Source organism: Stenotrophomonas sp. Steno-C17 (genome assembly GCF_056393165.1).
Window position 1 is genome coordinate 65,504 of sequence record NZ_JBWJPD010000010.1, and the last position, 24,133, is coordinate 89,636.

Genomic DNA, 24,133 nt, shown 5'->3' on the forward strand with positions numbered 1-24,133 from the left:
GCTCAAGCCCTCCCTGCGGCGAACAATTTCATCTGTAATACGTTGTTTGGCAGCGGTTCCTCCACTGCCGCGGCGGTCGGCTGCAGCCCGTGTTGCTTGTGCCAGTGCGCCCACGCCAGGTCGAACGTCGGGTGCTTCGCCGTGCTGCTGCAACGGCATTCGATAAGGTGGCCACCGCCCGCGCCCTCGCGGCGTAGATCGTGGATGTACCGCGCCGTGTGGTCATCCGGGCAGGCAGGAACTGCGCGCGGCGGCGTCTTCTGTCGCTGTGTCATGCGGCCTCCCGCAGCGCGGTGATGATGGCGCGGGCCTTTGGTGGGCAGCCGATGCAGTTGGCGTTCGGGTAGCCGCGCAGGTAGATGGCCGGCAACGCAATGCCGGCGGACAGCAGCAGAGCCGCGCAGTCGGGCTTGCTCAGGCCCGCTTCGATCAGCACCGGCAGCACGTTCTCGCGCTCGCCGCGCACGAACCGATCATGGCGCGCGCGTTCTTCAACGGTGAAGCCGAGGACATGGAAATCTGGCTTGTGGATCAACTCCCAGTCCTGGCGTGCGCGCTTCTTGAGTGCTCGGGTGCAGGGGGCGCCAGCGACACCAGCCATGTACCGTTCCTTCTCCCACACATCAACTGCGTCGCAGGAGGGGAACTTGGAATTGATGGCTGTCTCGACCTCCACCCCCAGCCATGCCGCCACATCGCGGGAAAAACGCAGGTTGTCCGGATCTTCGTTGGCTACGGGGTTGTTCACGATGCGCACCTCATGGGTTGAGGCGTAGCGGTCGAGCGTCAGCTTCGCCGCCACCGCGCTCGCGGCGCCGCAGGAGAACCACACAGCGATGATCTGGCGCTTACCCATGGGTGGCCTCCTGCGGGACGCCACAGGCCGCACAGGGCGCAGCCAGTGCGGACGCAACGGCTGCGATGTACATGCCATGGCCGAACGGGCTGGTGCCGGCCAGGATTCCGCCGGCGACGTGAGGCAGGCCGGCGCTCTCGAACTGAGTGGCGAGGAATCGGCGGGCGGCGTCGATATCAACCACGGGAATCCTCCCAGCCAGTGAGGGTGAATGAAGCGCCGCACTCGCGGCACTCGTAGTCGCGGGAGGGGCCGTTGTGGTCCGAATAGTTGCCGTCCTCGCGGGTGTACGTCCGCACCGAAGCGGGAACATTCGTGAAATCGAGGACGCCGGTCTGGCCGCAGTCCGGGCAGTGTCTGGCGGCGTCGCGGATCATCAGTTCAACCATGGGCCACCTCCCGGCGCACGGCCATGGGGGCGCGGCGGCGTAGCGCCTGCGGAATCTGGCCCACGGCCATGCCGCTATGACGCCGCCTAGGCGGGCGCGTCTGCCACATCTTGAGCATGGTGGCGCCGGCGGCCGGCAGCAGCACGCACATGACCGCCAGGGCAACGAGATCAGCCATTGGCCACCTCCTGCGCGGCCTGCGCCACGGCAGCGGCCGTTGCCCGCTTGCCGGGCAGCATGTTGGCTACCTCATAGGGGAACGGCATACGGCTGGCCAGGTCCGCGAGCTCGGGCGAAATCCAGATGGTTTCATCGTTGAAGTCGGTGCCCTTGACCAACGCCCAGCCCTTCTTGCTCCCTTTGCGGCGCTCGAACACGCACTGCGCGACCTTGGCCGGCCCCATGTTCAGCGTCGCCGTGGCGATCACGCGGTTGTGGGTGACGTCGAGCGTGATCGTCGCGCTGGCCTCGGCGTCCGCGCCGACACCCGCATTCACACAGTTATGCACACCCGTGGTAGCCTCCGGTCCGGGTCCGGTGCTGGAATCCAGCGACTTTGCGAGGGTGGTCACGGCTTGGCCTGTCATCTGTTGCATGGTTCTCTCCTGAACTTCGTTGGTGGATGGCCTTGGGGGCTGTGTTGGCGCACTCCCCGCCGGGCCTTTGCTGTTACTGCGGGTCTTACTTCTGGAACACCCAGCACTTCACGGTGCTGCTGATCGATGGGTTTGATCGAATCGCGCTGTTGACTGCGGTGTTGGCGCTCACGAACTTGTGGCGCTTCGACTCGACCAGCAACCGGCGCAGGTCGCCAATGTCTGGCACCTGCTGACCGAAGTAGCCGGCCTTCTGAATGAATTCATTGAGATTGATGGCGATGCGGCCATCGTCGCGCGAGTGGTTCAGCACACTTGGCCTATCCCCACTGGCTTGCATTTCGATGTACTCGAACGCGTCCCAGAACTCGGAAACGATTCGGTGGTCGGCGCCGATGGCGTCCTGCCGCTCGGTTGCCATCTTGACCAGGGCAGCGCGGGTATCGCGCACCATGTCGTCGGGCATCTGCACTACCAGCCGCATTGCATCGAGCAGCGCCAGCATTTGCGCATGGTTCTTGATGATGCGCTCGACCCGCAGTTCCTTGTCCTCGCGCAGCCTGGCCTCGTAGAACTTCACCCGCTCGCCGAACTTCTCCATTACGGCGGCCTCTGCCTTGAGCGCAGCGAGCAGGAAGTAGCTCAGCTTCTCGACGGGTAGTGCATTGAGATTGTCGGCCGCCTGACGGCTTTCGGTGGTGGCGCTGGGCTTCTTGAAATGCAGTTTGACGATACGGGTAAGGATCGCCTCGCTGCCATCGACGGCCGCGTTCTGGCTGATGACGATGGTCCCTTGGAACGGCGGCTCATAGGTTTCGTTGCCGCCATTGCGCACGCCGCGCGTGGCCAGGGTGCCGCCGCCGTAGTAGTCCTTGAGTTCGTCCCACTCGAACGACTTGGCATGCGCCTTGTCGTTGCTGTCGCTACGGTCTGCTTCCAGCAGCACGATGGGCATGCCGGAAATCTGGCCCATGGCGCGAGCGCGGCCAGCCTTGGTCGACTTGGCAGGATCGAAGCCTTCATGGTCGGCGCGAGCCAGTAGCTTCCACAGGAAGTTGAGCAGCGTGGTCTTGCCAGCGCCGGCCTCGCCCGTTGCTTCCAAGAACGGGAAGGACTTGTGCGCGCTGCGGATCTGGTTCGCGAACAGCGAGCCAAACCAGAACGTCAGGGCGACAACGCCATGCGTGCCGAAGCACATCCACAGCCACTCAAGCCACTGGATGGTGTACTGCTCATGGTCGCGCTGAATGTCCATCCGGATCGACCGCTGCGTGGTCTTGATGCGCAGCTTGTTGAACTCGAAGTAGTCCTCCGCGTTGGCGAGGGTCACCTCGCCGGAACGTACGGCCAGGTCGGGGAAGATGTATGCCTTGTGGTCCGGGCTGTATCCGACGAAATCGACCGTGTCGACCTTTTTGATGTTGAACAGCTGATCTTCCATCATCCGATCCAGCTGCTGTCCGCTGCCGCTGAACACGGCGCCCTGCGCAAGGCTGATGATTCGTTTCTTGAACTCGGTCGCGCTCGCCACCTGGGCGCCGGTGAAGGTGCCCTTGACCGAAGGTGCATCGTGCGGGAAGTCCACGCGGAAGTAGTACCAGCTTTCGTCGGTTGCCTCGTGGCGCTGGAAGTAGAGCGCTTCGGGGTAGCAGTTGGCGATCTGCTGGACCGACGCGCAGGCGCGCTGGATCTTGGCTTCGGTCTCTTCGCTGACCGCGCCCTCTTCGTCGTCGGGGTTCTTTTCCCGCATCATCTTGTCGAAGCGCACCGCGTCGAACTCGAACCAGAACAGCCGCGAGGCGAACTCGATGTGGAACTGGGTTTTCTGCTCACGCTGGTAGATCACCAGCCCCTTATCCACGGCGGTGCGCGCCATCAGCACAGCGCCGTTGTGGCGTGCCAGGTCAAGGTCGGCCTGCCATTGCGCATCGCCGTCCTCGGCAGCCTGGGCACGCAGGTGCAGATCATTCCAGTCGGTCTTCTTCTCGCCAACCTGTTCGATCTGTGCGGCCATGCAGCGATAGCCGAGCTTCTCGGCACGGCGCGCATGCTTGACCGTATAGGCTCGCGCGCCGGGCTCGTTGTCCAACCCCCACACCAGCACCGGCAGATCGCCCGGGCGCGCGTCGCGCAGTTCCTTGAGAGACAGTTCGGGATAGGCGTTGCTCGACATAGCGGCAACAGCGCAGATGCCGCGCTGCAGCAGCGCAATGGCGTCAAAGATGCCTTCTACGATCCAGACCTCACGGGCCACGCGTAGCTGGTCCTTCGCTGCGGCACCCCACCACACTCCGGCGTAGCTCTCGCCTGGCGCGAAGCGAGCCTTCTGCTTACCGAAGCGGTGCGGGCGGTCGATCAGTCGCTCCCACCAGCCGCCCTTGACCAGCGGAAAGCGCACAGTTGCCGTGCCCTCCCGCTTCGTGCGGTCGTAGTAGCTCTCCTGCGTGTACAGCCCCTGCAGCGGCTTTACGTTGAATCCGCGGCCCGTGGCCAGGTAGGCATCGGCGGCGGCGTGCGGCGCCTGCGGTGTCTGCGGGTTGTTCTTGGAATAGTCGTCGAACAGGTCATCGTAGAGGTCGCGCACGCGCACCTCCTGACCGCACTTGGCCTGGCGGCCACAGCGCAGCACCCATGGCTTCTGGTAGCTGGTGTAGAGCTCCTTCTTGCTGCAGTGGGGGCATTTGCCGCCGCGCATGTACTCAGTGCCGCTGCGGTGCTTGAGGCCATAGTCGCGCTCGATGCGCGACAGTACCTGTTGGCGGATTTCTTCTTGCATGACGGCTCAGCCTTCGTTCGCCGCAGTTGCGGCGGTGCGGTGGTGTTGCATGGTTCTCTCCTGACCAGCCCCTGCGGCGTTGGCGCGCTGCAGAGGCTGGGGTGGTGCGTTACTCGTCTGCGGGCCGGGAGCGGCTCAGGATCGCGGCCAGATCCTCGGCCATGTACTGCGCGATCGCTGAGGTGTGGTCCGCTTCGATTTCCAGCATCTTTGCCGCCTCGCTCGGAAGCTTGGCCAGCAGCGCGGCCGCGTCGGCGATGCGGCAGAGGCGCAGGTAGTCGTCGCTTCCGATGACCTGGGCACCTCGATCTGTGGCGGCGAGCAGGATAGGGGTGTGTCCGTTGTGGCCGGCCATCAGTTCACCCCGCCCGGATAGGTATCGCCGGTGCGAAGCCAGTCGAAGAACCGGTCGGCTTCGCCCTTGGCGAGCAGGTATACGACGGCACCGGTCTGGATGCCTTCGGTAGCGGCGCGCTGCACATTTCTCGAGTTGTGCGCGGATACGGTTGCGGCGGTATCCGAATCGAGGTGTATCAGGGCCAGGTACAGCACCCGGCGCTGGTCGAAGGAGGCGCGCAGCCCGAAGCCGGGGACCTGGGTTTCCAGAACGATCACCGGGCGCAGCGCCTCAGCGGGCATCGCGACATTCACCGGGGCCATCAGTGCGCCCCCCTGCTGTCTGCGGCAGGTGCGCTCCTACGGGCGTCGCACTGCGCCGTATAGGCCATCAGCACGTCGCCCAGGGTGATGGCGAGCGGGGACATACCAACTGCGACCAGCCGGGCGATGAACGCCTGATAGTCTTCGTTGGACCATTCGAGTGTGTCGGCGATCAGGCCGAAAGCGAGCGAGATTTGACGCGCGGAAGGGTTGCCGGGCGTGGAAGGGGCGCCATGAGGCATGGAGACGTCTCCTGTATCCGAGGTGTGGCCTCGGCGAGACGTTTCTAAGCGCCGCACCGAGGAAGTCGGGAGGTTAGAAACCGGGATACAGACCGGCCGACAGCTTTCCCCTTGCGGGTGTTGTATCGCTGCCGCCTCCCGACGCAGAAAAACGTCGGTGCGCTCGTTTTGCAGGCGCAAAAAAACCGCGATGCTGACGGGCGCGGATGCCGCTGTATCCTCGGAGTTTCTAAGCTCCTTGGCGCAGATCCTGCTCCCCGTCCTTGGGGAAGTCAAGTAAAACTGTGTAGAAATGTGCAGATTGGTTACAGCGGCGGCCAGGTTCATACGGCCCCCTGTGCGGTAGTGATCGACGGCAGCTGTTCGTAGGCGCCACCGCGCGCAATGTGTGCCATGACCTGGGCGCGAAGCTCGTCGGCGTCGCGCTGCTTCTGTGTATAGGACACGTACTCGACTTGCGCCGGCGCGGTGACGAAACTCGGCGCCATTGCCGAGGACCATCCATCAAATTGAGTCTTGTGGCGCATCACAGGCGCAGCACTCCCTTGCTGGCGCCAGACGGCGCCAGGTCAGTTGGTGGTGGAAGGGGAAAGGTGGATCAGACCGGCGGCTGTTCGCCGTCAGCAGGACAGGATTCGATTGCGTCGATCCAGTCGGTTTGCAGGTCGCCGCGATCCTGCTTCCAGCGCGTCTGCAGCATCGACCGTTGGTATCCGGGTGTCGGTGGCAGTTCGCAGGCCGGAGCGCTGGGGAGGCCGCTCGGGCTGGCCAGATTGGTCAGTTCAGAACTGCCGGTGTAGGTGGCGCCGCACATGGGGTTTGGGCAGACGTATGCGTCAGTCCGCAGGAACGGGTGCTGCAATGCGCTGGTGCGCTTCACCAGCGGGGCATTGCAGGCGGGGCAGCAGAACACAGCGCGCTGTCCGACTGCCGCGCTCATGCTTTACCCCGTGCCTTGATCGCCTTCTTTGCAGCCTTCGCTGTGGCCGAGGCTTTGCCGTCTTTGCTCTTGGGTGAGCGCACACGGGTAGAAACGGGCAATTCTGTGTGAGAATCAGGGGCGGCTTTCATGCCGAGGGCAACGGCAGCATCGTGGGTCTTGCCGATCCGGCACCTGCTGCTGCTGCGCAAGGCGTTGTTCACGGCGTTTCGGTCCAGCCCGTGCTTCTCTGCGAAAGCAGACACGGAGAGACCGTTGTCGATCAGCCACTGCCGGGCTTGTTCGGCAGTGCGCAGCGCTGGTGCTGCGGTACGTCGTTTGGCGTTCATTCCGTTTGCCCTGTGTATTTCTAAGCGGAATGTTGGTGAAGTTAACTACACCTGTCAAGGGGAAAGTGCGTGTCTGTCGGTAATCGCCTGAAAGAAGAACGGAAGCGGCTGGGTCTTACCCAGGAGGCCATCGGACTGGCCTGCGGCGTAACGAAGCGTTCGCAGATCCTGTTTGAGAAGGACGAGCATCTGCCCGGTGGTGCCTATCTCGCTGCGGCGGACGAGCTCGGGGTGGATCTGGCATATGTGCTGGTTGGGCGCCGGGATCGTTTGGCCGAGGCTGATGCGGATCTGCTCGATGCTTGGCGCAGTGCGTCGGCATCGGCACGCGCAGCAGTGCTTGCCACGCTGCGCGGTGTTACGCCAACCGCGACAGCAACTGCGCCTCGGACCAGCTTCGAGAACACCAGCATCGGCCAGCAGATCAGCGGCGATGTGGATCTGCGCGGGCAAAAGGTCGTTGTCAAGGCTCCGAAGGGATCAAAGAAACTCGCTCGCTGAGGCTCACCCCACATCGCATTCAGGCCGCTAACTCGCCCGTACAGGGCGCCGGCAGGGCGCGGAATCTGATGTGAGGGAATATGGGTTGTAGCGGTGAAGTGAAGCGTGGTCAGGCAACGTGCGTGTGCAGCGGTCCTACCGTGTTCGAGGGGGCCGTGATTGGCCAGGTGTTCACTGGCGATGTGCAAATGCAATGCCCTCACGCCACAACTTCGGTGGAACGTCCATCTAGCCAGCCCGACAGGCCCCTCGCATCAGCCGTCCTTGCCATCGCGCTCTGGCAGTCGTGGCTGGCGTTGCCGCTGACCGAGAGTCCAAGCGCTGCATCACTACCCCAAGCAGCCCTGTTCCTATGTTGTGGCATTGCAGTGCGCTACCTGAGGGTATCGCATGGGCGAGCATTGTTGAGACGCACAAGCCGAGCACTACTCTCGGTACACCGGCTCTGCAGAGTACGAATAAGTGTTAGCGGAATGGAAAACTTGAACTTGGAGCTTCGGCGGCTGGGCGCTAGAGATCTGGACGCTAAGTTCAAGCGTGACTAGGGCAGTGGAACCTTAGATATCTGAAACATCAAAGACCAGGTTGGTCGACCTATAGCGTAGGAGCTTTCGCGTGAATCAGATGCTGTGTGATCACATTGATCAGTTGGACTTGGCACTAGATCAGTTAGCCATGAAGGATCGGAACTTTGATCGCTTCGCAATTATGCTGATTGACAACGTGGTCGAGCTGACGCTGCATCAGCACGCCCGTGATAAGCAGATATTCGATGGGGGATGGAGCCCCTCAAGCGACACGACGTTCAGTGTGAAAGCCTTGGAGGCAGCCCTAGGTCACAAGTTCGATGCGAAGGTGGCCTTTGCGCTTAAGACAGGATTGTTGACGAAGGAGATGAGCCAGTCCATCAATTGGCTTCATTCATTCCGAAATAGCTCGTATCACGCGGGACTGCGTCACGAGGGAATATTGCATTCGCTTGCAATATTTTATTTCCTCAACTGCTGTGATCTTCTGACCAGGTACCGACCCGCAGTGTGGTCATTCGGATCAGGGCGGGTTTCCCATCGCGTCGCAAAGTATCTGGACGACACTGACAGTACTGCGTTGATCTGGAAGATGGGCGATCTGTTCGACTTGGCATGGAAGCGTCTTAGGGCCGTGGCGGTCAACATGAAGCCCGACATGGTTGGCGATCTGACCCGGGATTGGGAGAAGACAATCGAACGTGTGGATGTTCAAATCGCGTTCATCGCAACGAACGCGCCACATCGGGGAAACTACACCAGAGATCAGGTGGTCGTGGACGCCCAAACGTGGGCGTTGGTATCTACGGAAAAGGGCGTCAAGTACGCAGTTGAGAACGGGTATTCCGGGCGCGCAGCACAAGGGCCCGCAATCACGAAGTGGCTCCTGTCAAACTATAAAGCGCCGTTTCCCGTTGACCCCATCCCTGCGTGGAGAGAACGCCTGCAGTCGTTCCGCAAGGAGAGCGATGCGCACAAGGCACTGCAGAAGTACTGCAGCTTCATTACGCAAACACAGGTGTTGCGGGAGGCGGTATCTCATCAGTCCGAGCTCCTCGATGGTTACATCCAAGAGCAGATCGACTGGGCTAGGGGTAAGTAGCTTGGCTACCCCGGCAGCAACTGGCTGTACGCGGCTATTGGATGTTCCGGGGTGCTAAGAGACTCGCTCCAACTCAAGCGCCGTTGTGAACCCGCTGCTGCCGTCGATGGTGTGCGTGACTTTGGACACCAGCCAGTCGGTACCGTCGATCTCCGGCTTGAACCCGCTTACCGAAACGGTCTGCTCGGGGTAGATGTCGGCACGGCCCAGCGCGAGCGTGTAACTCAACTGGGCAGTGCCGCGATCCAGTCGCTTGAATTCTGCCTCAGCATGCTGCCGGGCTTCGTCAACGGTGGCGTAGGTCGCCTGCAACTTCTTCTCGTTGTCCGCTGTGCCGACCAGCACGCCGGCGCGGCGCGCGGCCTTGCGGTCACCCCAGTAGGCGCGCACACCGGTGTACTTCTCGCGGTCGGCTACGGTGTAGCGGTGTTGGTCACCACTGGCGCGGGTGATCTGCACGCCGGGAAGCGGCTGACCGCTGGCGGTGGTGCCGGAGCCGATGGGGGCAAAGATCAGGGCACCCGCCTTGATCGTGGCCACCGCGTCGAAGCGCTTGCCCAGCCGCGTGAGCAGATTGATATCGCTCTCATTGGCTTGGTCAAGGTGCCCGATGGCCTGGCGCGCCAGATCCGCGGCTATCGACGGTCGAAGCGAATGCTCGCCTGCAATGGCGCCGACGATATCGCCCAGGGTGGTGTCGTGCCAGCTGCGCTCGCGTCGGCTCCGTACGGCGCCCGTCAGGTTCGCGGAACGCGCCCGGATCGTGAGAATGTCTGGTGAGCCGCTGTGCTCGACGTCATCGACCACGAACGTGCCCTTGTCGAACAGGCCGCTACCCTCCCAGCCGATGGCCACCTGCAGTTCGACGCCGCGACGCGGCAGCGCCAGGCGCCCGTCATGGTCGTGCAGTCGAAGGTCAATCTGGTCGGCCTCATCACCACGGCTCTCCGACAGCGACAGGTCGAGCAGGCGCGGCGCGAGACGGCGGGTCAGATCCATGCCGTCCAGCACCACACGCCACGCGGGAATCGGGTAGGCGGTAGCCCTCATGCCAGCACCTCGGCAGCTGCGCCATCGTCGTCGCGTTCGAGCTGCAGCTGAAACTCGATCAGGCGCGGCGTGCCATCGGCGAACAGCTCTTTGCGCGTCTCGTTGAGGCTGACCAGCAGATAGGCCCCATACACGCGTCCGGTACCCTCGACCAGCGCCTGCGGCTTGCCTTCGTCGGCGAGGGCGCGCAGTTCGTCCAGCACATCCAGATTCAACGCAAGCTCGCCGGCGATCACGCCCTGCAGGCTGATGGTGTCCTCGCCCAGGCCAACATACTGCCGCGCGGGACGCGCATGCAGACGCTCACTGCTGGCGTGGCGCCAGCTCATCTGCCGCTGCAGCTGCTCGTAGGCAGCCGTGGGCAAGGAGAATACAAACGTTCCGTAGCTCATCATCATGGGTGGGATCTCAGTCGGTCAGGCGGGAGGCACGTCGGCTGGACTTCTCGCGCTCAATCTTCTCGATCTCCGCGCGGACCTGGGCTGCAATCCCCTGGCCATCAGTGCCAGGCGGTACGGTGACCTGGATGGTGTAGCTGGAACCGCCGGAGGCGCCGGCTGCGGCAGCCGCAGCGCCGGGCGACACTACCGGAGAGCCCCCAGCCATCACCGGCATTGCTGCCGCTCCCAGCGCGATACCGGCGCCGGCCTGTTTCATTCTGTCGCCAAGGCTTGCTACCTGCGAAAGCGGCTCGCCCTGGCTACGGTCGAGGCCGCCGGCCAGGCCCTGCATCGTGAAGTCGCCGAACTGCGCGAAGACGCGGGAGGGGCTGTGGATGCCGAGCATGCCCTTGAACTTCCCGACAACGCCCGAGGCGATGCCGGCGACGGCGTCCATGGCCGCGCTGCCCTTGGACACGATGCCATTGACCAGACCCTGCACCATGTCGATTCCGGCCTGCATCATCTGCGCCGGCCAGCCGAGCAGGATCTGATTGACGCCAGCCCACATCGCGCTCAGACCCGAGCGGATCTTCTCGCCGTTGCCCGTGAACAGGCCCACGATCAGATTCCAAGCGCCCTGCAGATACGTCCAAGCACCACCAACGGCGTTCTGGATCACAGGCAGGATGGTCATGAAGGCGCTGACCAGCCAGCCGATGGCCTTGACCGCCATGCGCAGGTTCACGGTCAGCACTGTGCCCAGGATCTGGCCGAACCCGCGCCCGGCATCCGTGGCGCCCTGCAGCTGCTCGCTGGTGGCCTCGAAGGGGGCGAACAGCTTCTTGACCCAATCCCATGTCTTGCCCATGGCGTCGGACACCATGTCCCACACCGGGCCGAGTGGTTCGAGCGCGGTGGCCAGCTCATCCATGATCGGACTGACCACGTCGAGGATGCCCTGCCAGGTGCCGATCATGAACGCCTTGATCGGCTCCCAATACTTCCACACCAGCGCCGCCACCACCGCGACAGCGGCGCCGATGGCCAGCACAGGCAGGCTGATGCCGCCGAGCAGCGGCAGCAGCATGCGGCCAACATTGAACAGCATCGGGAAGGCTCGGCCACCTAGCGAAAGCACCTGACCCACCAGCTTGCCCAAACCACCGCCGCCGCTGAACAGCATGACGGCCTTGTGGATCTGCGTCAGCGCCATCGCGCCCACGCCACCGGCCACCAGCAGGCCACCCAGCGCCGCAGCCAGCGCGGTGCCGCTGATGACCAACTTGGCGATGGTTGCCACCAGCTGCGGGTTGTTCTTCACCCACTCGGCCATGCGGTCAGCGACCTTGGCCACCCGCGCCGCAAGTTCCTTTACCGTGGGCAGGAGGGTCTTGCCAATGCGCTGGGAAAGCACGATGGCGCTGTTCTTGAGCAGGATCAGGCCGTTCTCAGCAGTACCGACGCGCGCGGCGTACTCGGCGTTCATCGAGCCGCTGTACTTCTGCTCATCGGCGACCTTGCCCAGGTTCTCCTTCAGCAGATCGAGGTTGGTCAGCAGCGGTGCGATCGCGCCGATCGATTCACGGCCGAACAGCTGCGTCATGGTGGCGGCCTGCTCGGCCTTGGGCAGCTGCTTGAGCTTCTCCAGCACTTCGAGAATGGCGCCGCCGGCATCGTCCTGCATCGCTTTGGCCAGGTCCCCCGCCTTGAGGCCGAGCTTGTCGAACGATGCCACCTGCCGGGCAGTTGCGGCCTCGCCCGAGGACAGGGTGAGCAGCATGTTCTTGATGCCGGTGGCAGACACTTCCGACTCGATGCCCATACCGGCCACCGTGGCGCCCAGCGCCGCCAACGGGCCGCTACCGAGGCCGGCGACCTCGCCGAGGGCACCAATGCGGTTGACCACCTCGCTGATCTTCTGGACGCTGGCCGGGCCGGTGTTGCCCAGGTAGTTGATCTTGTCGGCCAGCACGACGACGTCATCCTGGCCCATGCGGAACGCAGTGCGCCATGTGGCCATCGTCTGGCCAGCATCCTCGGCCGTGGTGTCGAAGGCCACGCCCATCTTCGCCGCGTCTTCGGCGAAACGGGTCAGTTCATTGCTGGCGACGCCGGCCTGGCCGGCGGCGGCGACGATCTTGGCAATGTCGGTGGGCACCATCGGCAGGCGCCGTGACAGTTCCTCGATATCGTTGCCCATCTTCTCGAAGCCATCGGGCGTATCGAAGTCCACCACCTTCTTCACGTCGGCCATGGCCGATTCGAAGACCATGGCCTGAGCGATGGGCAGGCCCTGGGCGCGCAGCGCGCCGAAAGCGGCCAGAGCGACGCCTGCGCCGTGCGCGGCGGCGTTCATGCCGGCGCTGTGGATCTTCTGGCTACGCGCCTTGGCCGCGTCGAGGGCGGCCAAGCGTGTGCGCTGTTGTTCCATCTGCTGCGAGGCGGCAGCGATATCCGTGCGCAGCTTGCGCTCATGGGCGCCGAGCTGGCGCGTGCTGATGCCGGCGCTATCCAGCCCTGAACGCAACCGCTGCAGTTCCACATGCTGCTGCTTCTGCTGGGCGCCCAGCTGGGCAGCGGCAGTCTTGGCCTGGCCGAATTCGCGGCTGAGCTTGCGGGTGGGAGTGCCCGCCTCCTTCATCTGCCGGGCCAGCGCCGCCACGCGGGCCTGGGCCTGCTGGTAGCTCTGCTCGGTACGGCTCAGGGCCTGCTGCTGCTGACGGTAGGCGCTCACATCGCGCTGGGCGTTGTTGAGGCGGCGAAGGGTGGCCTGCTGCTGCTGCAGCGCGCCGGCCAATCCCTTGCTGCCGGCCATCACCTTGCGGAAGGGAGCCGTGGCTTGGTCAAGGGCCTGCAGAACAACCTGCAGCCGAAGGCTGCCGCCGCTCATGCGACGACAACCGAGGCACCGACTACGGCGCGGGGCTGTCGGGCGGATCGGGAGCGAATGCAGCCAGGAAGCGGCAGAGCGCGCTCAGTGCCCAGACCAGCAGCCCGCCGGCCGAGGCGAGCAGGAGCAACGACACAACGATGGCGATCAAGGTGGCCATGGGCGGAAGGTATCACGGCTCGGCTCCACTTCTTACACGGGCGCGCTCGCGCCATTCGATCAGTTCAGACAGGGAAAGGGCCGATAGCTCGGTGAGGGTGAACGCGAAGATCACCGCGATATCGGCCATGAAGTCCTCTACCCGTTCAGGGATTCCCGCTGCGCCTTCGGTACGAAAAAACCCGCCGTCAGGGTGCCGATGGCGACCAGGTCAGCCGGGTCCAGCTTGTTCACGTCGGCGGCGGTCAGGGTCGGTTCGGTGATACGCGGCAGCAGCGTAGCCACAGCAGTCACGTCGATCTGCAGCAGATCCACCAGCTTGATGCCCCGCAGTTCGCCAGCGCTGGGCTTGCGCAGCCTCACGGCATCGATGATCTGCTCGCCACGCTGGATGGGGTAGTCCAGGGTGACGGTGTTCGGATCGGGGGAGTTGATGGTGTCGGTCTTGGTCTTGGCAGTCATGGTGCGTCTCTCTCAGGAAGGCTTGGCCGGGCTGCAGTCGCCGCCCGGCGCTGGGGGATCAGGCGCCAATGGCGCGGCGCTGGGCGGCGAGCATGTCCACGCCGTTGACGTTGAACACCATGCCCACCATGTCGATCTCAATCTCGGTGCGTCCGTTGATGCTCAGCTTGTAGTAGCTGGCCGTGGTCTTGGTGCTGAACTCGGTGTCGTCGCCGACCTTGCCTGTGCCGGCATCGATCTCGCTGTGACGGCCGCGGACGACAATCTCCACAGCATCAACGTCGGCACTGTCTTCGCGCTGGTAGGCGCCAGCGAAGCGAAGCTGGACGGCGTTGTGGCGCACTGCGCCGTATTGGCGCAGCACGTCGCGCATCATGCCGCCGCACTTCCATTCCAGTTCGATCTTTTCCTGGCCGAGGTCGATTTCGATGGGTCCAACCATGCCGCCGGCACGGAACTCTTCCATCTTGCGGGTGAGGGTGGGCAGCTTTACCTCGACCACCTGGCCGAGGTAGCTGGCGCCATCGTTGAACAGGTTGAGGTTCTTCAGCTTGCTGGGCAGGGACATTGTCTGAGTTCCTTGTTCGGCATCAGCCGGTGATGCGGGCCGGGAAGTCGGCGAAGTAGCGGTCGGTGATGCGCTGGTTCAGCAGCAGGTTCTCCAGCGGCGGTACCGGCGTGTAGTCGTAGTCGATGGCCAGCTTGCCGGCCTGCAGCTGGCTGGACAGGTTGGCCGCCTCGTCGTACCAGGCGCTTGCGCCGAGCAGGTAGCCGGCGTTGACCAGCTCGCGGAACTTCGCATTGATGCTTTCGAGCATGTCGCGGATGAGCGAGGGATGCAGCGGCTTGTCGATATAGACCAGCTGGGCATCGGCGATGGTGTCAGCGAGGATCTGCGCGCTGCGGGTGGCCGTCTCGAAAGCAAACAGCGGATCATCACTGCAGGTGCGAGAGCCCCAGAACTTGTAGCCGTTGGAGTTGATGAGCGTGGTGATATCGGCGGCATTGAGCAGGCCAGCGTCGGTGGCCGGGTCCTGCAGATCCCAATGCACATCGCGACTGATGCCGGTGACGCCCGCAACGGCGACATTGGAGATGGACTTGTGCCAGCCCTGTTGCTCATCCAGCATCGCGCGCAGGCCCAGTGCACGTGCAGTGGCGAAGGCCATGCCGGTGGTGGCATCGGCGGAGTTGAACGCCACGAAGTCCGGATAGATCAGCATCAGCTCGCGCTGGCCGAACTGCTCGCGATAGGCGATGGCTTCGGTGACCGAAGCACTGGCCGCGCAGCTGACATAGGCCATCGCGCGCAGCTTCTTGGCGATCACCGCCAGGGCGCCGGAAACCGGCTGGGTATCCAGACCCGGCGCGCCCAGGATGCGGGGACGCACGCCCACCTGGGCCTCGGCCACCAGCAGTGCTTGCATGCCCGTGTACGTCGCACCGTCCTTCTTACCGATGACATTGGCAGTGGTGGTGCTGTCGTCGGCGCCCTGGGCGACGCGGACGACGACGGTGATGGCGTTGGCCTGGTCTGCAATGGCCTGCAGCGTGGCGCGCAGCGTGCCGCTGGTGCCAGCCTTTCCAACAGCGCCCAGCACGTCGGTCAACAGCACCGGGCGGTCGAGCGGGAACACAGAGGCATCCGCGTCCTCTGCGGTACAGACGATGCCGACGATAGCGGTGGCAACGGTGCGGATGGGTCGGATGCCGCCGTTGATTTCGATGACGCGGACGCCGTGATGGTAGTCGGTGGCCATGGGTGTCTCCTACGATTAGGGGCTGCGGAAGCGGAGCGGTACGGAAAGGCGGGTGGTGCTGGATGCGCCCGCCGGCATGGCGCGCTGGCCGTCCAGATCCAGCACGAAGGTGCCGGGCGTCTGGCCGCGCGAGAGCGTGAGGCGGCTGAGGCGCAGACGGGGTTCCCAGCGCATCAAGGCGGTGGCAGTGGCGCCGTACAGGCGCAGACGGGTGGTGTCGTTTAAGGGCTGATCGATCAACTCCGGCAACAACGACCCGTAGTCGCGGCGTTGGATACGAGATCCAATCGGAGTGGTCAGGATGTCTGCGATGGACTGCCGCAGGTGGGCATCATCATCAGCAATCGATCCAGCGGCGGCATCCATGCCGATCATGCCGGCGGGCCCGAGGTACCGCCGCCCGGCTGGACCGCGCCGTGCTTGTGCTGCTTGAGGCTGATGCCACCACCGACGACGTCCTCAGATACTTCAGCTGCGCCGGTGATCGTTACCTTCCCGGTGATAGCGGTGTCGCCCTTGATGGTGACCGGGCCGGTGATGGTGACCCCACCATCTGCGCTAATGGCCACCGTCCCGCCTGGAGGAAGCGTGGCAGCAAGCGCATGCGCCTGGCTGTCGTAGCGGAGCAGGGCGCCATCCTTGAATCGGACTAGCACAACGCCAGCGTCGTTTGACGGAGCCGGGAACTGTGCGCTGTACAGGCCACCGAGAGCGATGGCATTACCCACGTCACCGTCGCCGCACAGCAGCTTCACCTGCTCGCCTACGCTCGGCGGTGCCCATACCATCAGTTCGCCGGCAGCCGGCGCCAGCCACTGAATGAAGTCGGTCTGCAGCTCGCCGCTACGAACGCGGCAGAGCGCATTGGCGTGATCGACTTCGGTCACAACGCCGTCGCGCAGCAGGTTGTTTATCTGTTGGGGCAGGGCGCTATCCATAGCGCCATGCTCCACGCCGAGCCGCGCGCGCGCACGGGGCGCGCCGCGTATGGCCAGCACTTACAAGCCCCGCTGACGTGTTGGACGGACCGCTACGCGCTGACGCTACCGGCCGGCGCGATCCCGATGCGATCCCGGAGAACCGCGACCTCAGCGTGCAACTCCCGGATGGCGTTGGCGAACACAGGCAGAAGCTGCTCGATCAGAACGGCCGGAACCCACTCGCCATTGAAATAGACGCCTTCTGCATTGACTGCTTCAGGAACAAGCTCCATCAACTGCTCGGCGATGAAGAAGAGTCTACGCCGGGCATCGTTGTTGAACTCTTCGCGGTAGGTGCCCGTCGCAGTCTGCATTCTCACCACCTCAGCCAACCCATAGGGCAGATCCCCGGCGATGTGCTTGAGCTTGCGCGAAGAGCCTTGACCAAAGCCACCCGGTGCATGGAACTGGCCATCGGTTGCCAGCCAGGCGCGGCGGTCGTCGCCATACCCGAGTTGGACCGCGACACCGCCGTAGTGGGGCCCGAAGTCAATATAGCCCTGCTTGACTCCGTCTACCGCGCGACGGATGCGCCATGCCGTGCCTTGCCATCCTTGCCCCGAGTTGTGCCGCACCAGCGCCGCCTGCAGGGACTCCCCGTTGGTGGAGGTCACATTCAGATTGAAGCAGATCGCTTCCTCGCCGAAGCTGCCGCCGATGCTGCCGCCGTTCACGTCGATCCGTGGCACCGTCAGGGGACCGGTCATGGTGTCGCCGTTCTTGTTCACCTTGCTGGCAGGATTGAAGTTTCCAGTGGTCCAGATGCCGCCACCGGCGTCCAAGTACGCCATGTAGCCGCCGGCGGAGTTGGAGAACTCGAAGTACCTGCCGTTCTTCTGGACATACGAGCCGGTATCGCCCAGGAACAGCACGCCGTTGCTGGGAACGCCGAGCCACCCGTAGGAGCGCAGGCTTCCCCCATTGACCGCAATGCTGCCCGTGAAGATGTCGCCGGAGCGATTCGCCTTGCCATCAAGGGCGGTAGAAAGACCTGTGATTTCTCCGATGGCGTGACTATGGATCGAGGGATTGAAACTGGACGGCAGATTGGTTTGATTCTTCCAGTCGAGATAGTAAGCACCGTGCGCGCCATCGAGCAGATCTGCGTCGAGCCCATTGCCGGCGCCTTCCTCCTTCAGTGCAGCAGACTTGAGGCCCAGCTGCACTCGGAAGATGGCGGCAGTGGCCGCGCCGAGAAGAACCTTCACGAAATCCGAAGGCGCGCCTGTACCGAAGCGGTTGTTGATGTACCGCCCCAACCCTCGGGGAGTGAGGGCAGTGGCGTTGTCAGCAGCGGCGTCCACCTCCGGATCTGTGGAGAGACGGACAACACCTGCGCGGCTGGTGGTGGCAGGCGGATTGATGAAATCAACGTCCCCCACTTCGATGCTGGTGGCATTGATATTGGTGAAGCGAATATCGGTGGCCAGCAGGAAGGTCGCGGCTACAGCCTTCTCCATGATGGGGGTTGGCTGCGAATACACAGCGAACAGCGTTCCATCGGCCAGGTACAGGCCAAAGCCCCGCACTGCGTAGGTATCGGACCCATCGTCGCGCACGTTGAGGTGAAGGGTGTCGGGCGCCACGGCCGAGCCGCCAAACGTCGTGATGCGCTTGAACTCCCCAGGCAGTGAGGTTCCGACCACGGCCGTATCGAATGCCTGTGCGGTCAACCCAACCTCTGTCAGTTTGACCGGTGCGGTGCCCATGTGTTCCGCGTTGACTACGGCGGCGAAGCCTGCAGGGGTGATAACGATCTGGGGCAATGGCATTGAGGTGGTTCCTACGATTCTCGGGCTGTCAGCTGCAGCCGCGTTGAGGTGATGATCCGAGCGATGCCCAGCGCGCCGATGGCACCCTCTGCGTTGATCCCCTGGGTAAAGGTGTAGTGCGAGCGAACCGGTTTTGCCCGATCAACAGCGGCCATCATTTGATTGATGTATTCCGCAGTTGCTTCCTGCCCGCCCTGCCCACTCAAGGTCAGGACCAGGTCGAACGTGTGTGGCTCGCCTGGCGGGTCCAACTCCCACCACTCGCGGATCTGCACCTGCCCTCCGAAGCTGCCAACCACCTCAGCGATGCTCTGCGCGGTCCCCTTGTGCCGCTGGATCTGGAACGAGCTGGCGATGCGGGCACGCTTGATGTGTTCAGGCCAGTCGCTGTTCCAGGTGTCAACGGATACCGTCCACGCCAGAAACGGGAGGAACTCGACCGGGCACTTCCACGGGTCCAGTAGAAGCTGGTGAACCATGGGCACCGCTTCCAGCTGTGCGTCCGCACGCTCCACTGCGCGTTCCAGCGGCGTGGAGTTTGGTGGAAGTAGGGAGCGGACCTCAGTCATCGCTGCCGGCATGTTCGATCACCACCGACGTGCAGAACGCGGCCTGCTGGGCGTTCATAGAGATTTCCGAGACCGGGCTTTCCAGTACGACCCGTTGAACGCCTTCAACGTGAAGGGCCGAGTACAGAGCAGACAGCGGGACGTCCCGGCCCAGGCGCTGGGACTGGCTCAGGAACAGCTCAACCCGACGGTGCGCCTCAGCCAGGACCAAGGCACTGTCGGGGCCGTTGAAGGTGGTCAGCCTGGCGCGGATCGCATAGGGCTGAACTTCTGCCGCCTTGACCGTCACATGGTCCGTGAGGGGCCGTACGTTGCCATTGAGAAGTGCTGCAGTCACGCTGGCCAGCAGCTGCGCGCTCGGCGTACCGTCCCCTTCGCGCGAAAGCACGGTGACCACTACCTCGCCTGCCGATGGACTGGCCACGCTGGCATCCAGCACGTCTGCGTCGGCGGACAGGGTGTGAAAGATGTAGGCCCCCTCGGGACCGGCAACCGACAGACCCTCAGGCGCCAGCTGGATGCGCCGGCGGAAGTCGGTATCGCTCTCGTAGACAGCAGGTGTGCCGGTGTCAGGATCTGCCGGGGTCAGCAGCTTGCGCTTCACGCCGTAAGGAACGGCGAGGTTGTCCAGGTCGCCGTGCTGCGAATAGGGCAACAAGAGGCCGCGTGCGCGCTGGTTGAACTGCTCGCGCAACAGAACCTCGCGGTACGCGCTGGCCTGCAGGAGCTTTATCACCGGATCGGACTCGACCACGGCGCTGTACTCCGGGCACAGTCGCTGGAACTCTGCCAAGCGCTCAGCGTAGATCGCCTCGAAGGCGCGCTGCTCGAAGATATCGGGCGCCGGGAGCTTGTCGACTTCGATGGCGGTAAAGGTGGACACGGCAGTACCGGCTGGGAGATGCGTTTCAGCTTCCCATCGCGCGCGCGTGAGGCCAGCACTGCCGCGTTGTAAAGGGGCGCTTAACGCGCTAGGTCGCGCAGGTGATCGAGGATCAGATCACGCACCAGCTGTTCGTCGGCCGGTGAAAACCCCAGCAGCCGGCGCTTGGGGTAGGTGACGCGCGGACCATCTTTGCTCACGGCGCCCGTTCGGCCCTCTTGGTGAATCAGGGCGATGCGTGCCACGCGGCCAGAGAATCCCACTGTGACCTCGTTGGCAGTGCTGCGGGCGCGCAGGTAGCGGGCTTGCCTGAGCTTGGCGAACATGGCGCCGCGCTTGATGCGACCGGCCTTGGCACGGCGCGGCGGCGCATTGCGGCGAGGGGCAAATGGCGAGCCGTCTGGATTGCGTTGGGCAGTGATGCGCTGTTGCTGCGCCCTCCGCAACGCCATTCCTACACTGCGCGCCAGCTTCCCGCGCTGGGCTGGCTGCAGCTGCTGCAGCAGCGGCGCCACCCAGGTCTCAAGGCGCTGCAGATCCTCGCTCATTCGGTGATGCGAGGCAGCGTTGCGATGACCTGGCCATCAGCCATCAGCGTGCCGCCGGCCAGTGTTACGGCGTGCTCATGCTCGGCGGGCGGCTCGGGCAGGTGTTCCAGCAGCAGGGTGCCATCGTCTGCACGGCTCACGCGCATGCGTTCAGTGAGCGGCATTTTGATGGCCAGATCCACCAGGTTGTCGGAAAGCACGTCGACCTCGAAGGTGAGCTTGTCCCGGTTTGCCGGGTTGGCCAGTAGTTCCGACTGATGCCGGGTCAGCCACTGCATCAAGGGCACCATGACCGCCTCGGGGGAGCCGGCAAAGTCGGTCAGCACCAGATCCAGTGTGTAGCGGTACTCGAAAGACGCGCCGGGACGGTAGGTGCCGGCCAGGCCACCGTTGTCTACGAAGATCAGAAGCCGCTCGGGGTCTGCACGCAAGGCGGGGATTGCCGCGATCAGGTGGTCGCGCAGCAGCTGCGGCTTCTTCATGGTGTACCTGCTTGCCGGGCCAAAGCAGCGTGCAGCTGGCGGACCAGCGCCTGCAGGCCGGTTACCTGGGCGGCTGTGGCGCGGCAGGTGGCGTAGTTGGCGGCGGTGGTCTCGGCGACGGTAGAGAGCGTAACGCCGGCGGCGGGCGCATCAGGATCTCCGGCAAGGCCGGGGGAGGCGTCGCCTGACGCGGCGGCATCGTGGATGTGCACGAAGCCAGCGGGAACAGTGCAAGCAGCATCAGCAGTCGCGGTGACATAGACGGGAACCTCTTTGACGATGGTGGCGCCGCGCTCATGGACCAGCTGCACGCGGTCAACGTACTCGGTGACCACGTGGGTGGTGCCCTCGGCGAGTTGCAGCTTGCTGGTCAGGTCGGCCTTCTCGGCAGCTGCGGCGGCCAGCGCACCGTTGGCCCGATCCAGCGCTGCATTGGCACGGCTGACCCGTGCCTGCTGGCAGCTGAAAAGGCCAGCGGTGGCCAGGACAAGGGCAGACAGGGCGAGGGCGCGGTAAAGCATCAGCGTGCGCCCAGCGCAGCCAGGGCGCGATTGGTGCGGGAAGTGCGGTCGGCCATGCCGTTGGGTGTGGCGCGGCTGCGAACGTTGCCCAGGTTGATGATGCGGCTGACGGCAAGCACGTCGCGCTGTTCGGCGTAGACGCTGAGGCGGTTGTCGTGCCAGAACGCTGCCGCTGCCATGGCGCCGATCTCCGGCTCGATCAACAGGCCCGGCTGATCTTCCAGAGGCTGTCCGATCAGCTGGCCCATGCGGCGGTAATTGCCCCGGCCCGTGTGCTGCATCGGCCCTCGGCCGCGGAACAGGTAGCCGTCACCGCTGGCCGCGTTGCCGTTGCCGTTTCTGTCGGCGTACACGTGGCTACCCAGCTTGGCCGGCTGGTGCACGAAGGCTGCAGCGTCGACCGGCGCGATGTACTTGCCGAACACTTCCAGCAGGCGGTCGCGGCTATAGCTGAGCGATTCCTCTGTGCGAGACAGGCTCAGGCTTTCGTGGCCCAGCTGGGCGAGGAAGTAGGCTGCGCGCACGGCCGTGTTGATACCGAAGCGCTTCATGGCCGCATTCAGGGGCTCGACCCAGCGCTGGGCGCGAGGCAACGGGCACTGCATGATCTGGGCGAGCAGGGTAGCGGTGAGCATGTCAGTTATTCCCAAACAAGTGGGCGACGTTGCCGCGCGCCCGATAGGTGGCCACCAGCAGCACCACCAGCAGCACTAGTTGCCAGGCGGTCACGTTGGCGCGAGCGCCCTGCAAGATGATCTGCAGGGCCTGGCCACCGGTGGCGACGATCAGCAGCCATGCGCACCAGGCGATGCCGTGGCGATGGTTGGCATTGGGCGCCGGTCGGTAGGTCAGTAGTCGGACGCAGATGGCCACGCAGCACAGCAGCGTGGCGGCGGACAGGAACTCAGCCATCGTTGCCTCCGCGCGGCAGGCGGCTCGGGTCGGCGCTGCGGCTGCGCTCGATCAGGGCCAGGGTGAGGGTGATGATGGTGGCCGCGCACAGGAACGCGGCAAGGCCGCTCGATGCCACATCGAAACGGCGCATCACCTCCGTGCCGCCCATGTAGCCGGCGACGACACTGATGGCCAGGTAGATCAGGCGCTTCCAGACGGAGAGGTCCTTGGCCGAGACAACAAACAGTGTCGCGCCGGCGAAGGCACCAATGAAGGCGTCGGTCTCGATGCCAGGCAGCAGCGAAGCAAGGCCCACACCGGTGGCCAGCGCCACCATGCTGCCAGTGGAGGTTGGTTCGGTCATCGTCAATCCCATAGCTGGACAAGCGGGCGCATCACCGCGCCTGTGGATGATGTGGGCACGTCGGGTAGCGTCACCACAGTGCCCATCGGAAGAACCGGCCCATGCAGGCTGATTCCGTAGTTCAGTGCCAACACCTTCTCGACCATGCCGGCGGTGGTGCCCAAATGCCGGTGACACAGCGCGTCGATGGTGTCGCCCTGCAGAGAAACCACGCGCATCAGATCAGCTCCACCGTGACCCGGCGTGTGCCGAGCAGATCACTGATGGCGTTCCGCAGATCACGACGCATCTCGTCAATGGTTGGGCTCAGATCATCGGCACGCTGGTTGCCCTGCGCGGTAGCGTCGTAGGACCGGTAGCGTTCGTGCAGTTCCACGGCTGTGGCGCAGTACACGGCGCGTAGATACAACTTCACCAGCCGGGAGGTGCCATCAATCAGCCGTGCTGGCACCTCTGCCAGTGTCGGGTGGCCGGCGGCTTCCTTGTCCGCCTGCCACTGTTCCAGTTCCCCCGTTACGGACATAACCGCCATTACCACCGTGGCTCGCATGCGCTGCTGGCTCACATCACCAGGTACGCGAATCGCATCGCGCAGCACGGCCAGATCGACTTCCGGCCAGAAAGCGCCGGCAGTCACAGGGGCCTGCGTTGCATTGGGCGATGCGTTGGCAGTGAAGCTGCTCATGGTGGCCTCTTAGGTCGCCGGTGGTCGGGGCGTCACACCAAGGGAGAGAGGTCTTGGTGATCAGCCCCGAGCCGGCGGGGTTGCGGGGTACGCTCTGTGTGAGGTCAGTCGTTGGACTGGCTGGCCTCGAACCTCTTCTGAAGACGCTCGGCGCGCTTGAGGTCTTCCTTGCCGCCGCAGCTGTCATGCAGCTGAATGGCTCGGCGCAGATCCGCTACGGCCTGGGCAACGCCCTCGGCGTCCAGCGGCGCATCTTCGGTGTCGGTGGCCAGCACGCCGCGTGCGCGCGCCAGCAGCAGCCGGGCACGGACCTGATCGGGCATATCCTGGCCTTCGGTCAGTTCCATCGCGCGGGTCAGCACGGTCAGGTCGAAGTCACCGCCCGTCTTCTGGGCGTTGAGCGCAGCCACGCCGATTTCCTCGGCAACGACGCAGCCAGCGGTACGACTGAACGCATCAGGCATGGACAGCCCGTGGGCCAGGACGTACTCGGCAATGTCCAGGGCACGGCCAAACTCGCCGGCGTCCATGCTCCACAGCATTACCGTGGCCACGATCTGATCCTCGCCGCCCTTGTTCGCCGCAAGCACGCCCTCCACGTACGGCGCGTACTCCGGCAGCAGGGTGACCTTGAGCGTGGCCTTTGCCTGCGTGGACTGAATCTGTTTCAGCCGGGCGCGGTCATGGGCCAGGCGCAGCTGCATCTGCTGATAGATGGTCGTCCCTTCCATCAGATTGCTGCCGGCGGTGCGTGCGGCCTCCTTTGCGGCGAGCACGCGCCTTACGTGGCGACTGGCGGGAGTGTCGGCCATG

37 protein-coding genes are annotated in these 24,133 nt (G+C 64.2%); 2 read left to right on the top strand and 35 right to left on the bottom strand.

Annotation, left to right across the window (positions count from 1 at the left end):
* Nucleotides 1-2: 2 nt before the first annotated feature.
* The 13 genes from AC06FA_RS10850 to AC06FA_RS10910 all read right to left on the bottom strand — a co-directional run bounded on the left by AC06FA_RS10850 (nt 3) and on the right by AC06FA_RS10910 (nt 6,788).
* Nucleotides 3-275 (bottom strand): hypothetical protein, encoded by a 273-nt coding sequence (locus AC06FA_RS10850; protein ID WP_478068289.1) that lies wholly within the window; start codon nt 273-275, stop codon nt 3-5.
* Nucleotides 272-856, bottom strand: coding sequence for a hypothetical protein (locus tag AC06FA_RS10855; protein ID WP_478068290.1), 585 nt, complete (start codon nt 854-856; stop codon nt 272-274). Before AC06FA_RS10855 ends, AC06FA_RS10850 begins: the two co-directional genes overlap by 4 nt.
* Complete coding sequence (locus AC06FA_RS10860) at nt 849-1,040, bottom strand: hypothetical protein (protein WP_478068291.1); 192 nt, start codon at nt 1,038-1,040, stop codon at nt 849-851. Before AC06FA_RS10860 ends, AC06FA_RS10855 begins: the two co-directional genes overlap by 8 nt.
* Nucleotides 1,033-1,245 carry a hypothetical protein gene (locus tag AC06FA_RS10865; RefSeq protein ID WP_478068292.1) on the bottom strand — a complete coding sequence of 71 codons (213 nt, stop codon included), beginning with the start codon at nt 1,243-1,245 and terminating at the stop codon, nt 1,033-1,035. The genes AC06FA_RS10860 and AC06FA_RS10865 overlap by 8 nt, the downstream gene beginning before the upstream one ends.
* Nucleotides 1,238-1,423 carry a hypothetical protein gene (locus AC06FA_RS10870; RefSeq protein ID WP_478068293.1) on the bottom strand — a complete coding sequence of 62 codons (186 nt, stop codon included), beginning with the start codon at nt 1,421-1,423 and terminating at the stop codon, nt 1,238-1,240. Before AC06FA_RS10870 ends, AC06FA_RS10865 begins: the two co-directional genes overlap by 8 nt.
* Nucleotides 1,416-1,841: a hypothetical protein gene (locus tag AC06FA_RS10875; RefSeq protein ID WP_478068294.1), complete on the bottom strand. Its 426-nt coding sequence runs from the start codon at nt 1,839-1,841 to the stop codon at nt 1,416-1,418. Before AC06FA_RS10875 ends, AC06FA_RS10870 begins: the two co-directional genes overlap by 8 nt.
* Nucleotides 1,842-1,926: 85 nt before the next feature.
* Nucleotides 1,927-4,617, bottom strand: a complete 2,691-nt coding sequence (locus AC06FA_RS10880; protein WP_478068295.1) for a toprim domain-containing protein — start codon at nt 4,615-4,617, stop codon at nt 1,927-1,929.
* A 109-nt stretch (nt 4,618-4,726) separates the two neighbouring features.
* Nucleotides 4,727-4,972: a hypothetical protein gene (locus AC06FA_RS10885; protein ID WP_478068296.1), complete on the bottom strand. Its 246-nt coding sequence runs from the start codon at nt 4,970-4,972 to the stop codon at nt 4,727-4,729.
* Complete coding sequence (locus tag AC06FA_RS10890; protein ID WP_478068297.1) at nt 4,972-5,277, bottom strand: hypothetical protein; 306 nt, start codon at nt 5,275-5,277, stop codon at nt 4,972-4,974. Before AC06FA_RS10890 ends, AC06FA_RS10885 begins: the two co-directional genes overlap by 1 nt.
* The gene (locus AC06FA_RS10895) at nt 5,277-5,846 is read right to left on the bottom strand and encodes a hypothetical protein (protein WP_478068298.1); all 570 of its coding nucleotides are present in this window, start codon (nt 5,844-5,846) and stop codon (nt 5,277-5,279) included. Before AC06FA_RS10895 ends, AC06FA_RS10890 begins: the two co-directional genes overlap by 1 nt.
* Nucleotides 5,843-6,007 carry a hypothetical protein gene (locus AC06FA_RS10900; protein WP_478068299.1) on the bottom strand — a complete coding sequence of 55 codons (165 nt, stop codon included), beginning with the start codon at nt 6,005-6,007 and terminating at the stop codon, nt 5,843-5,845. Before AC06FA_RS10900 ends, AC06FA_RS10895 begins: the two co-directional genes overlap by 4 nt.
* 110 nt (nt 6,008-6,117) lie before the next feature.
* Entirely contained in the window at nt 6,118-6,459 is a 342-nt protein-coding gene (locus AC06FA_RS10905; RefSeq protein ID WP_478068300.1) for an ogr/Delta-like zinc finger family protein, read from the bottom strand.
* Complete coding sequence (locus AC06FA_RS10910; RefSeq protein WP_478068301.1) at nt 6,456-6,788, bottom strand: DNA-binding protein; 333 nt, start codon at nt 6,786-6,788, stop codon at nt 6,456-6,458. The genes AC06FA_RS10905 and AC06FA_RS10910 overlap by 4 nt, the downstream gene beginning before the upstream one ends.
* A 69-nt stretch (nt 6,789-6,857) precedes the next feature.
* Between AC06FA_RS10910 and AC06FA_RS10915 the strand changes: the two genes are divergently transcribed.
* Nucleotides 6,858-7,289, top strand: coding sequence for a helix-turn-helix domain-containing protein (locus tag AC06FA_RS10915; protein WP_478068302.1), 432 nt, complete (start codon nt 6,858-6,860; stop codon nt 7,287-7,289).
* A 615-nt stretch (nt 7,290-7,904) separates the two neighbouring features.
* Entirely contained in the window at nt 7,905-8,918 is a 1,014-nt protein-coding gene (locus tag AC06FA_RS10920) for a hypothetical protein (RefSeq protein ID WP_478068303.1), read from the top strand.
* Between the two features lie 54 nt (nt 8,919-8,972).
* On the opposite strand, the gene AC06FA_RS10925 is transcribed toward AC06FA_RS10920, so the two are convergent.
* From AC06FA_RS10925 to gpM, 22 genes are all read right to left on the bottom strand, one after another.
* Nucleotides 8,973-9,968 carry a phage late control D family protein gene (locus tag AC06FA_RS10925; RefSeq protein WP_478068304.1) on the bottom strand — a complete coding sequence of 332 codons (996 nt, stop codon included), beginning with the start codon at nt 9,966-9,968 and terminating at the stop codon, nt 8,973-8,975.
* Complete coding sequence (locus AC06FA_RS10930; RefSeq protein ID WP_478068305.1) at nt 9,965-10,366, bottom strand: phage tail protein; 402 nt, start codon at nt 10,364-10,366, stop codon at nt 9,965-9,967. Before AC06FA_RS10930 ends, AC06FA_RS10925 begins: the two co-directional genes overlap by 4 nt.
* A 10-nt stretch (nt 10,367-10,376) precedes the next feature.
* Nucleotides 10,377-13,241, bottom strand: coding sequence for a phage tail tape measure protein (locus AC06FA_RS10935; protein ID WP_478068306.1), 2,865 nt, complete (start codon nt 13,239-13,241; stop codon nt 10,377-10,379).
* Nucleotides 13,242-13,263: 22 nt separating this feature from the next.
* A complete protein-coding gene (locus AC06FA_RS10940; RefSeq protein WP_478068307.1) occupies nt 13,264-13,401 on the bottom strand; it encodes a hypothetical protein in 138 nt (45 codons plus the stop codon).
* Nucleotides 13,402-13,413: 12 nt separating this feature from the next.
* Complete coding sequence (locus AC06FA_RS10945) at nt 13,414-13,530, bottom strand: GpE family phage tail protein (protein ID WP_329757733.1); 117 nt, start codon at nt 13,528-13,530, stop codon at nt 13,414-13,416.
* A gap of 8 nt (nt 13,531-13,538) precedes the next feature.
* Nucleotides 13,539-13,862 carry a phage tail assembly protein gene (locus tag AC06FA_RS10950; RefSeq protein WP_478068308.1) on the bottom strand — a complete coding sequence of 108 codons (324 nt, stop codon included), beginning with the start codon at nt 13,860-13,862 and terminating at the stop codon, nt 13,539-13,541.
* 58 nt (nt 13,863-13,920) lie between these two features.
* Nucleotides 13,921-14,430 carry a phage major tail tube protein gene (locus AC06FA_RS10955; protein ID WP_478068309.1) on the bottom strand — a complete coding sequence of 170 codons (510 nt, stop codon included), beginning with the start codon at nt 14,428-14,430 and terminating at the stop codon, nt 13,921-13,923.
* Nucleotides 14,431-14,452: 22 nt separating this feature from the next.
* On the bottom strand, nt 14,453-15,622 hold the full coding sequence (locus tag AC06FA_RS10960) for a phage tail sheath protein (protein WP_478068310.1): 1,170 nt from the start codon (nt 15,620-15,622) through the stop codon (nt 14,453-14,455).
* Nucleotides 15,623-15,637: 15 nt separating this feature from the next.
* Nucleotides 15,638-15,997, bottom strand: a complete 360-nt coding sequence (locus AC06FA_RS10965; protein ID WP_478068311.1) for a GPW/gp25 family protein — start codon at nt 15,995-15,997, stop codon at nt 15,638-15,640.
* Nucleotides 15,994-16,560, bottom strand: a complete 567-nt coding sequence (locus tag AC06FA_RS10970) for a phage baseplate assembly protein V (protein ID WP_478068312.1) — start codon at nt 16,558-16,560, stop codon at nt 15,994-15,996. Before AC06FA_RS10970 ends, AC06FA_RS10965 begins: the two co-directional genes overlap by 4 nt.
* Before the next feature lie 92 nt (nt 16,561-16,652).
* Nucleotides 16,653-18,374, bottom strand: a complete 1,722-nt coding sequence (locus AC06FA_RS10975; protein WP_478068313.1) for a hypothetical protein — start codon at nt 18,372-18,374, stop codon at nt 16,653-16,655.
* 11 nt (nt 18,375-18,385) lie between these two features.
* The gene (locus AC06FA_RS10980) at nt 18,386-18,943 is read right to left on the bottom strand and encodes a phage tail protein I (protein ID WP_478068314.1); all 558 of its coding nucleotides are present in this window, start codon (nt 18,941-18,943) and stop codon (nt 18,386-18,388) included.
* Nucleotides 18,936-19,826, bottom strand: a complete 891-nt coding sequence (locus tag AC06FA_RS10985; protein ID WP_478068315.1) for a baseplate assembly protein — start codon at nt 19,824-19,826, stop codon at nt 18,936-18,938. The genes AC06FA_RS10980 and AC06FA_RS10985 overlap by 8 nt, the downstream gene beginning before the upstream one ends.
* An 80-nt stretch (nt 19,827-19,906) precedes the next feature.
* Nucleotides 19,907-20,374: a phage virion morphogenesis protein gene (locus AC06FA_RS10990; RefSeq protein WP_478068316.1), complete on the bottom strand. Its 468-nt coding sequence runs from the start codon at nt 20,372-20,374 to the stop codon at nt 19,907-19,909.
* Complete coding sequence (locus AC06FA_RS10995; RefSeq protein ID WP_478068317.1) at nt 20,371-20,856, bottom strand: phage tail protein; 486 nt, start codon at nt 20,854-20,856, stop codon at nt 20,371-20,373. The genes AC06FA_RS10990 and AC06FA_RS10995 overlap by 4 nt, the downstream gene beginning before the upstream one ends.
* Nucleotides 20,853-21,377 (bottom strand): hypothetical protein, encoded by a 525-nt coding sequence (locus AC06FA_RS11000; protein WP_478068318.1) that lies wholly within the window; start codon nt 21,375-21,377, stop codon nt 20,853-20,855. Before AC06FA_RS11000 ends, AC06FA_RS10995 begins: the two co-directional genes overlap by 4 nt.
* Nucleotides 21,377-22,012 carry a glycoside hydrolase family 19 protein gene (locus AC06FA_RS11005; protein WP_478068319.1) on the bottom strand — a complete coding sequence of 212 codons (636 nt, stop codon included), beginning with the start codon at nt 22,010-22,012 and terminating at the stop codon, nt 21,377-21,379. The genes AC06FA_RS11000 and AC06FA_RS11005 overlap by 1 nt, the downstream gene beginning before the upstream one ends.
* Before the next feature lies 1 nt (nt 22,013).
* Nucleotides 22,014-22,289: a phage holin family protein gene (locus AC06FA_RS11010; RefSeq protein WP_478068320.1), complete on the bottom strand. Its 276-nt coding sequence runs from the start codon at nt 22,287-22,289 to the stop codon at nt 22,014-22,016.
* Nucleotides 22,282-22,635 carry a putative holin gene (locus AC06FA_RS11015; RefSeq protein ID WP_478068321.1) on the bottom strand — a complete coding sequence of 118 codons (354 nt, stop codon included), beginning with the start codon at nt 22,633-22,635 and terminating at the stop codon, nt 22,282-22,284. The genes AC06FA_RS11010 and AC06FA_RS11015 overlap by 8 nt, the downstream gene beginning before the upstream one ends.
* 2 nt (nt 22,636-22,637) lie before the next feature.
* On the bottom strand, nt 22,638-22,853 hold the full coding sequence (locus tag AC06FA_RS11020; protein ID WP_478068322.1) for a tail protein X: 216 nt from the start codon (nt 22,851-22,853) through the stop codon (nt 22,638-22,640).
* Nucleotides 22,853-23,320, bottom strand: a complete 468-nt coding sequence (locus AC06FA_RS11025; RefSeq protein ID WP_478068323.1) for a head completion/stabilization protein — start codon at nt 23,318-23,320, stop codon at nt 22,853-22,855. The genes AC06FA_RS11020 and AC06FA_RS11025 overlap by 1 nt, the downstream gene beginning before the upstream one ends.
* Nucleotides 23,321-23,424: 104 nt before the next feature.
* On the bottom strand, nt 23,425-24,132 hold the full coding sequence (gene gpM, locus AC06FA_RS11030; protein ID WP_478068324.1) for a phage terminase small subunit: 708 nt from the start codon (nt 24,130-24,132) through the stop codon (nt 23,425-23,427).
* Between the last annotated feature and the right edge of the window lies 1 nt (nt 24,133).